We start from the raw sequence: 7,714 nt of genomic DNA on the forward strand, positions 1-7,714 counted from the left end.
GCCCTCGGCACCGCGGCGGTGTGGATCGTGGTCGTCGGTCTGCTGACGCTCCTGCTGGTCGGGCAGGTGCCACCGGTCGCGGCGCTCGGCCGCTGGTCGGCCAGCCTGGTCGGCGCCGGCGACCCGGTACCACCGGCGGCTTCGGTTGCGGCGTGGGTCGCCGTCGCGGTGGGAGTGGCCGGGTGCGGCACGCTGGCATGGCGGCTGGCCGTCGAGGCACGCCGCTGGCTTCCCGCCTACCGGCACGCCGCATGCGCCGGGACGCTCGTCGTCATTGATGATCCGACCCCCGCCGCGGTGGCGGTGCCCGGTTGGCCGGGACGGATCGTGGTCAGTTCCGGGATGCTCAAGGCGTTGCCCCCTGCCGAACAGCGGGTGCTGCTGGCCCACGAACGCTGCCACCTCGACCATGCGCACTGGCTCTTCCGGTTCGCGGTGCGGCTGGCCGCCGCGACCTGCCCGCTGACCCGGCCGCTGGTGGCTGCCTGCGACCAGGCTCTGGAGCGGTGGGCGGACGAGACGGCCGCTGCCGCGACCGGCGATCGACGGCTGACCGCGCAGGCCGTCGCCCGTGCTGCCCTCGCCCGGCACGACAGCGCCCTCACCGCGGCGGGTTTCACCGATGGGCAGGTCTCCGCCCGGATCGAGGCGTTACTGGCACCGCCGCCCCGAGGACGCTGGGCCCCCGCCGTCGTACCGCTGCTCCTGCTGACCATGGCCGCCGCATGCGCGTTGAAAGCCGGACATGATGTCAACGAACTGTTCGAAGCCGCCGAAAACGCGATCCGTTCCTGATCGGAACAAGCAGGGTGGCTCCGTCCTCCGCCTCGCGATGCGCGCCCCCCAGCCCCATTCCTTGATCCACCCCCCTGTTGCCGTGCGCTCTTGCGCCGGCGTCGCCGTATGCATACTGGCGGCTGTGGAGGGATCGCGGGTGCTGATCGTGGAGGACGACCCGGCGTTGCGCGGCGTCCTTGCTCGCGGCCTGCGTGAACAGGGCGCGGTCGTGACCGCGGTGGCCGACGGGTCGTCCGCCCTGTCGCGGTTCGCCGACGACAGCGGTTTCGACGTGGTCGTGATGGACGTGGGCCTGCCGGATTCTGACGGCCGGGATGTGTGTCAGGCCCTGCGCGCGCGTGGTGTGCACGTCCCGGTACTGTTCCTCACCGCGAGGGGGAATATCACCGACCTTGTTTCGGGTTTCGCGGCCGGCGGCGATGAGTACGTCGCGAAGCCGTTCCACTTTGCTGAGCTCGTGGCCCGGTTGGGGAGCCTGCTGAGACGGGCCAGGCCCGCGCCCGTCTCGGTGTCCGGCGGTCTGCGTCTGGACCCGCGCGGCCATGTACTGGCCGGCGCGACCACGAACGTGCGTCTGACCCCGACGGAGTACCGAGTCCTTGCCCGGTTGATGGCGTCGCCCAGCGAGGTGGTGAGGCGGCGGGAGCTGGTGGACGCGGGCTGGCCCACCGGGGCGATCGTCTACGACAACACCCTGGATCAGTATGTCGCGAAGCTTCGCCGCAAGTTGGCGCTGGTGGACGATTCGCGGGCAATCACGACTGTCCATGGTGTCGGGTACCAGTTCACGTGAGAGGGCCTTCGACGCTGCGGGGCCGGATCGCGGTGGTGGCGGTCGTGACCACCGCGGGCTGGCTCACGGCGCTGACCGTGGCGTTCAATGCCGCGCTCAGCGCGCAGCTGCGGCAGCAGGCCGACACTGTGCTGCGGACACGGGCAGAGGCTGTCGCCAGCACCGTCGAGGTCTTCACCGGCGGTGCGGTCTCCATCCGTGATGTACGCGATGACAGCGCGATCGATACCGGAACGTGGATCTTCGTGGGTGGCCGCGCGGTGGAGGAGCCGCCCGGCGGGGCCACGTTACTGGGCCAAGCCAGCGCCCTGACCGGCATGGGCGAACGGACAGTGACGACGGGTGGCGCCTCTCCGGTCCGGTTGTTCGCGCTGCCGGTGACATTGCAGGGCCGGCAGGCGGCCACCGTCGTCGTCAGCCTGTCGCTGGCCCCCTACCGGCAGACCGAGAAGATCGCTGTCGTCGGCAGCCTGCTGCTGGCGCTGCTCCTGCTCGTCGGCGTATACCTGGTGATACGGGTCAGCACTGACCGTGCGTTGCGCCCGGTCGAGGAGATGACCGAGCAGGCAGGCCGGTGGAGCGCGGATGCCTCCGACCACCGGTTCGGAGCCGCGCCCAGACCGGCCGAACTCGCCCGGCTCGCCGCGACGCTCGACAGTCTCCTGGACCGAGTCAGCGCGGTTCTGCGCCACGAGCAGGCGTTCAGCGATCACCTGTCACATGAACTGCGTACCCCGCTGGCCGCCATGGTCGCCGAGATCAGCCTGCTGCAGAGCCGGCCACGCGAAGTGGCCGAGTTCGACCGGGCACTGCCCCCGATCGCCGACGCGGCGAACCGGATGACGGTCATCCTCGACACCCTCATGGCCGCCGCCCGCACAGGCGTTGGTGGACTGCCCGACCGGTGCGACGTCGGCGAGGTGGTGCAAGGACTTGCCAGGCGGTGGAGCGCCCCGCCGGAACTGGTGATGTCGGTGCCCGCCAGCACGCTTGCGGGGGTGGATGCCGGCCTGCTCGAGCGGATGTTGTCGCCGGTGCTGGACAACGCCCGCCGCTACGCACACACCCAGGTGCACGTGGTGGCACGGGTCGTCGCCGGCCAGCTCCGCATCGACATCCGTGACGACGGGCCCGGGCTTGGCGCCGACACGGCGGCGCACCTGTTCGAGCCGGGCTGGCGCGCGGACCCGCACGACGGCCACGACGGGGCGGGGCTTGGACTGGCGCTGGTCCACCGCCTCGCAGCCGCTGCCGGCGGGAGCGTACGGGCTTTTGACGGCGGGCCCGGCGCGGCTGTTGAACTGTCGCTGCCCGGAGCGTGACACGCCTCTGACGCCGATGTGGTCAGGATTTGTTCAGGCCTGCTGAGCCACCGTGGCAGCATGACGACTCCTACGCGCCTCGCCGTGAACGACGACAGTTCCCCGGCATCGTTGCGAGGCCGGCAGATGCTCAGCAAAGTCCCAGAAGTCACCATCTACTTCTGGATCATCAAAGTGCTCTGTACGACAGTTGGTGAATCGGCCGCCGACTTCCTCAACGTCAACCTGAACCTTGGCCTGACGGGTACATCCGTCGTCACCGGCGTCCTGCTCGCCGTCGCGCTGATCTTCCAGTTCAGAACGCACCGCTACATACCGGGCATATACTGGCTGACGGTGGCGCTCGTAAGCGTCTTCGGCACACTGGTGACCGATAACCTCACGGACAGCGTCGGCGTGCCGCTCGAAACAAGCACCCTGATCTTCGGTGCCCTTCTCGGTCTCTCCTTCCTCGCATGGTATCTGACCGAGAAGACACTCTCCATTCATTCCATCTTCACCAGACGACGAGAAGCATTCTACTGGCTTACGGTTCTCGTCACCTTCGCGCTCGGTACGGCAACCGGCGATCTCATGGCCGAGGTGCTCGGGATCGGCTACCTGATGACAGGAATCATCGTGGTATCACTGATCGCCATCATGGCGATTGGGTGGCGATTCGGGCTCAACCCGATTCTTTCCTTCTGGATCATCTACATCATGACCCGCCCGCTTGGAGCGTCGATCGGTGACTACCTCTCCCAGTCACCAGGCGAGGGTGGCCTGGGCCTGGGTGCGACGGTGACGAGCTTCATTTTTTCGGCCGGCATTCTCGGCATCGTCATTTATTTCTCGGTGACGAAAGCCGATGTCATCCCGAGTGCGTCTGCTGTTGATACTGACGAGACCGTGCGACGAGGAGGACCGTGGCAAACGGTCATCGTCGTGGCACTTGTTCTTGCTACCGCAGGGACGGGATACTTCCTGCGCAAGTCCTCCCTTCAAGCAGACACGTCAGACTCGGCTCCCGTCACGCAGCCGACCCCCTTCGAGGGCCAGCCAACGCAGCCTGCCTCCTTCGGGAACCAAATAGTACAGCCGGTCCCCAGCAGGGGCCAGACAGCACAGTCCTCGCCCCTCGGCGACCTCTCGAAGTTCCGAAAAATCACACAGGACACGCTGGATCTCCTGAACGCCGGCAACCAGTCTGGCGCCACGGCCCGCATCACTGATCTCGAAACCGAATGGGACAAAGGCGAAGCGCGCCTAAAACCGAAGGACAAAGCCACCTGGACCAAGATCGATGGAAAAATCGATACGGTGCTGCGCGCACTCCGAGCGACGAGTCCCAACGCGGACGGCGAGAGGACCGCGCTAACCGCGTTGCTCACCGCGCTCGGCCCCGAATGACCATGAACCTTTCCGTACAGCGATTCGTCGCGGTAGGTAGCTGACTGTCTGATAGATCGGGCGAAGCGCCACCTCCGCCCCCGGCTTAGTGGTCGGCGTGGAACAGGTTCCCAGAGCGTGTTTGAGATCGGGCTTTCGATCAGTGAGCCGGAATGACGATCTCAAACGCGCTCTCAGGGCTGGGCGAGCCGGTAGCGCCTGTACGGGCTGTGCAGCGGCGCGGTGGCTTCGACCTGGCCGCCCGAGAGGAGGGTGCCGAGCGTTTTCGCAACCGCGGTCCGGCTCGCGCCCGTCGTCGCCTGCAGCTCCTCCCGGCTGGCTGAATCGGTGCCGGCGAGGGCTACGAGGATGCGGTCCGCGAGGCCGGTGCCCGGCCGGCCCAGCCGCGTTGTCGCCGCCTGGCTGGCCACCGTCCCGAGCAGGCCTGAGGCGAGCCGGAACGCGCCGTCCTCCCGGGCCCGACGTGGGACCAGAATTCCGAGGTCGCGCAGATGGCCCAGCTCACGCCGCGCATCCGCGGTGCTCAGAGCCAACCTGCGCAGCAGGGCCACGTCTATGTCGTAGCCCGCCTTCGCGAGCGCGAGTGCGCCGAGCTGCGCTTCCGAAAGTTTCTCGCCCCGGCCGAGCCGTGCTGCCCAGGCGCGCAGCTCGGGGGTGACGGGAGAGGTCCGCGGAATGGTCACGCGGAAGTAGTCGAGGCTGTCGCTGAACAGCGGGACCAGCCCGGTGTCGTGCCGGACCTGACTGATCATCGCACCGACGCCCGAACCGCGGTTCTCGGCCACCGGACGTCCGGTGAGCGGGTCGCCGGTCTCCTGCAGCAGGGCTGCGAGGCGGGCGTTGCGGGATGATGAGGTGCTGGCCTCCCCCAGCGTCTCCAGCCGGACGTTGCCGAACAGCCCACCGGGACTGGTGACGGTGAACCGGTCGGGAAACAGCTCCACCTGGACCTGGGTGCCGCGGGCCTGCGGGCTGTAGTCGCGGTGCATAAGCGCGTTGACGACGACTTCCCGGATCACCTCAGGCGCGATCTCCCAGATGTCCTCACGCCCGGCACCGACGATCCGGCTGGCCCGGCGGAGGTTGCGCTGCACCGCCAGCATCGCGTCGGCCACCATCGTCGGGGCGTTCCCGCCGACCGCGGCACTGTCCAGGAACCGAACCCCCCCCGGCCCCGGCCGGCTGCCGTCCTCATGCGGGTAGACCGCCACCGACACCATCAGCTGCGGGAAGAACCGCTGGGGATACCTGCCGACGCTGAGCAACCCCGCGAGCGACGGCACGAGCAATCCATTGTGCGCCACGAGAACGCCCAGCGAAACGAGCGCGTCAGGCTCACTCAACCCGGCGAACGCCCGCGGCGAATTACGGCTCGCGACCTCAACCAGACGCAGGACCGCACCCCGGTCCAGATCGTCAACCGTCGCTTCCGGAACCGGTTCCTCGTCCCAGCGGGGCTGCCCGGGGTTCTCCCGCAGCCGGTCGATCTCGTACGGCGTCAGCCGCTGATCCCCGTCACCGATCCGGGTGAACGCGCCGTTGTAGAGGCCCCTGGCGGTGACGTAACAGGGTCGCTGCGCCGGTGGCAGCGGGTCGATGTCGGTGACCACCAGGACAGCGCCCTCGAATGGCACGAGCTCCACGCTCGGCGCCAGCGGCGGCGTGATCTTTCCGCGGGCAACCGCGACCACCTCGTCCCGCAGCGCCGTCGGATCGCCGAGGTCGACAGGGCTGAATCCGGCGCACTCATCGAGCCCGAGGATGAGCAGACCGCCCCGGGAGTTGGCGAACGCGGACATCGTCTCGGCCACGCTCCGCGGCAGGCCCCCCGCGGCCCGCTTGACCTCGACGTCCTCCAACTCGCCACCGGCCGACCGCAGCCGCCTGACAATCGCGTCCAGCTCCACCGCTGCCTCCCCCCGGCCCACCAGACTTGCTCACCTACTTGCTTGCCAAGTTACCACTTCAGCAAGTAGAGCGGCGAGCTACCCGGCTCCAGGACAGGCATCGGGGTGTCCGGGTAAGAGCGCCCGGCAATAGGGGCGTGGATCAAGGAGCGGGGCTGGGGTGCGTACATCGCAAGGCGGCGGAGGGAATCACCCTGGTGTTGGGTGGCGACCGACGAGCCGGGGTACCCGTGCATCGCGCAGCGATGGATGGGGAGCGATGCGGTGAGGTGCGTGCCCCAGCCCCGCGACGCCGCGTCCCCTATTGCCGGTCGCTCTAAATAAAATCCGATCTGTCTGTTCTCTACGGAACGCGATCTCGATGCCGGGATGGGCCCGGAGGCCACGCCATCGCCAGCGGATTTCGTCAGGCGAGGGCTGCGACGGTGGCTTCGGTCAGCGCGTGTTCCTACAGCGTGTTTCGGAAGTCGTTGTTCGATCAGGGAACCGACCTGCCGCACGAGCCGCCTGGCCGGGATCGTGGTGATGCTGTCACAGCTGACCGCGCTGTCGTGGTCAGGGCCGTTCCGCGCCCCCACGGGTACTTCGATGGACAGGCCTCGAGCCGTCGAGGTGATCGTACAAGATCGTCTATTGTCGGCATAAATTTACCCAGCAATATGTATGTACTTGTCCAGAATCATGGTGATTCGATGCGGCGACCAAACGAAGTACTACTGGGATGGTTGCCGGGTCGGGATCCGATGGCTGAAGAACAGCGCGATCAATGCGATGGCGGCCAGTAGAGACAATGACGTGCGCAGTCCGTCAATGCGGGCGGTCGCGTTCTGCTCGACGATCGCTCCGGCCGTGTGTGGAGGCACCCCAGCCCTGTTGAGCGCGGTCTTCAGGTCCTCGTCGGAAATAAACGGGATGCCGCCAGCCAGCTCCACCTGCGCCTTCGAAGAAAGATCCGCGGGGACGGCGGGGTTGTGCTGGACACCACTGAGGAACGACGCGGTCAGCGAAGAGATGAGCACCGCGCCGCTCAGTGCGGTTCCGATCGAGGCACCAAGGTTCGTGACAGTATTCTGTACCCCACCGACTTCACCGCTGTGTTCGTCGGGCACCGACGACACGGTAACGCTCCCGAGCTGTGACGCCAGGGCGCCAATACCGAGGCCCGCGAGCAACATCGGCCAGGTCACGATTTCGGCTCCGGCACCCGCGTCGAGCGCGGCCACCATGATTACGATACCGGCAAACAGCGCGAGAAAGCCGGTCTGGACAACGCGGCGTGGCGACGCGTCCGGGAAAATCTTGGGAATGCCCACGGCGGCCAGCAACAGGGTGCTGGACAGGGGCAGCAACCGGATACCGGTCGCGACCGCTGAAAGCCCGAGCACCACTGACAGGAACAACGGCACGGCGAAGAAGAGGCCAGCTTGCAGAAAGTACTGGAAAAAGAACGAGATGAGCCCGCCCCGCAGGATCCGATTCCGCAACATCGCCGGATCAATGAGCAC

General features: G+C 67.4%; 6 protein-coding genes. 4 read left to right on the top strand and 2 right to left on the bottom strand.

What is annotated here, in order from left to right:
- The 4 genes from MJ777_RS09470 to MJ777_RS09485 form a co-directional block, all read left to right on the top strand.
- The coding region (locus MJ777_RS09470) for a M56 family metallopeptidase (RefSeq protein WP_239375289.1) at nucleotides 1-795 on the top strand (795 nt) is incomplete at its 5' end.
- A 139-nt stretch (nucleotides 796-934) separates the two neighbouring features.
- Nucleotides 935-1,591 (top strand): response regulator transcription factor, encoded by a 657-nt coding sequence (locus MJ777_RS09475; RefSeq protein ID WP_239308189.1) that lies wholly within the window; start codon nucleotides 935-937, stop codon nucleotides 1,589-1,591.
- Nucleotides 1,588-2,913, top strand: a complete 1,326-nt coding sequence (locus tag MJ777_RS09480) for a sensor histidine kinase KdpD (protein ID WP_239375292.1) — start codon at nucleotides 1,588-1,590, stop codon at nucleotides 2,911-2,913. Before MJ777_RS09475 ends, MJ777_RS09480 begins: the two co-directional genes overlap by 4 nt.
- Before the next feature lie 84 nt (nucleotides 2,914-2,997).
- The gene (locus tag MJ777_RS09485; protein WP_239375295.1) at nucleotides 2,998-4,302 is read left to right on the top strand and encodes a hypothetical protein; all 1,305 of its coding nucleotides are present in this window, start codon (nucleotides 2,998-3,000) and stop codon (nucleotides 4,300-4,302) included.
- A 173-nt stretch (nucleotides 4,303-4,475) separates the two neighbouring features.
- Here the strand turns inward: MJ777_RS09485 and MJ777_RS09490 are convergent, their stop codons facing one another.
- Entirely contained in the window at nucleotides 4,476-6,230 is a 1,755-nt protein-coding gene (locus tag MJ777_RS09490; RefSeq protein ID WP_239347740.1) for an ATP-binding protein, read from the bottom strand.
- Nucleotides 6,231-6,922: 692 nt separating this feature from the next.
- A partial coding sequence (locus tag MJ777_RS09495; RefSeq protein ID WP_239375298.1) for an MFS transporter occupies nucleotides 6,923-7,714 on the bottom strand: 792 nt, incomplete at its 5' end.

Origin of the sequence: Protofrankia sp. Cj5 (genome assembly GCF_917627405.1) — a bacterium.
Taxonomy (GTDB): Bacteria; Actinomycetota; Actinomycetes; order Frankiales; family Frankiaceae; genus Protofrankia.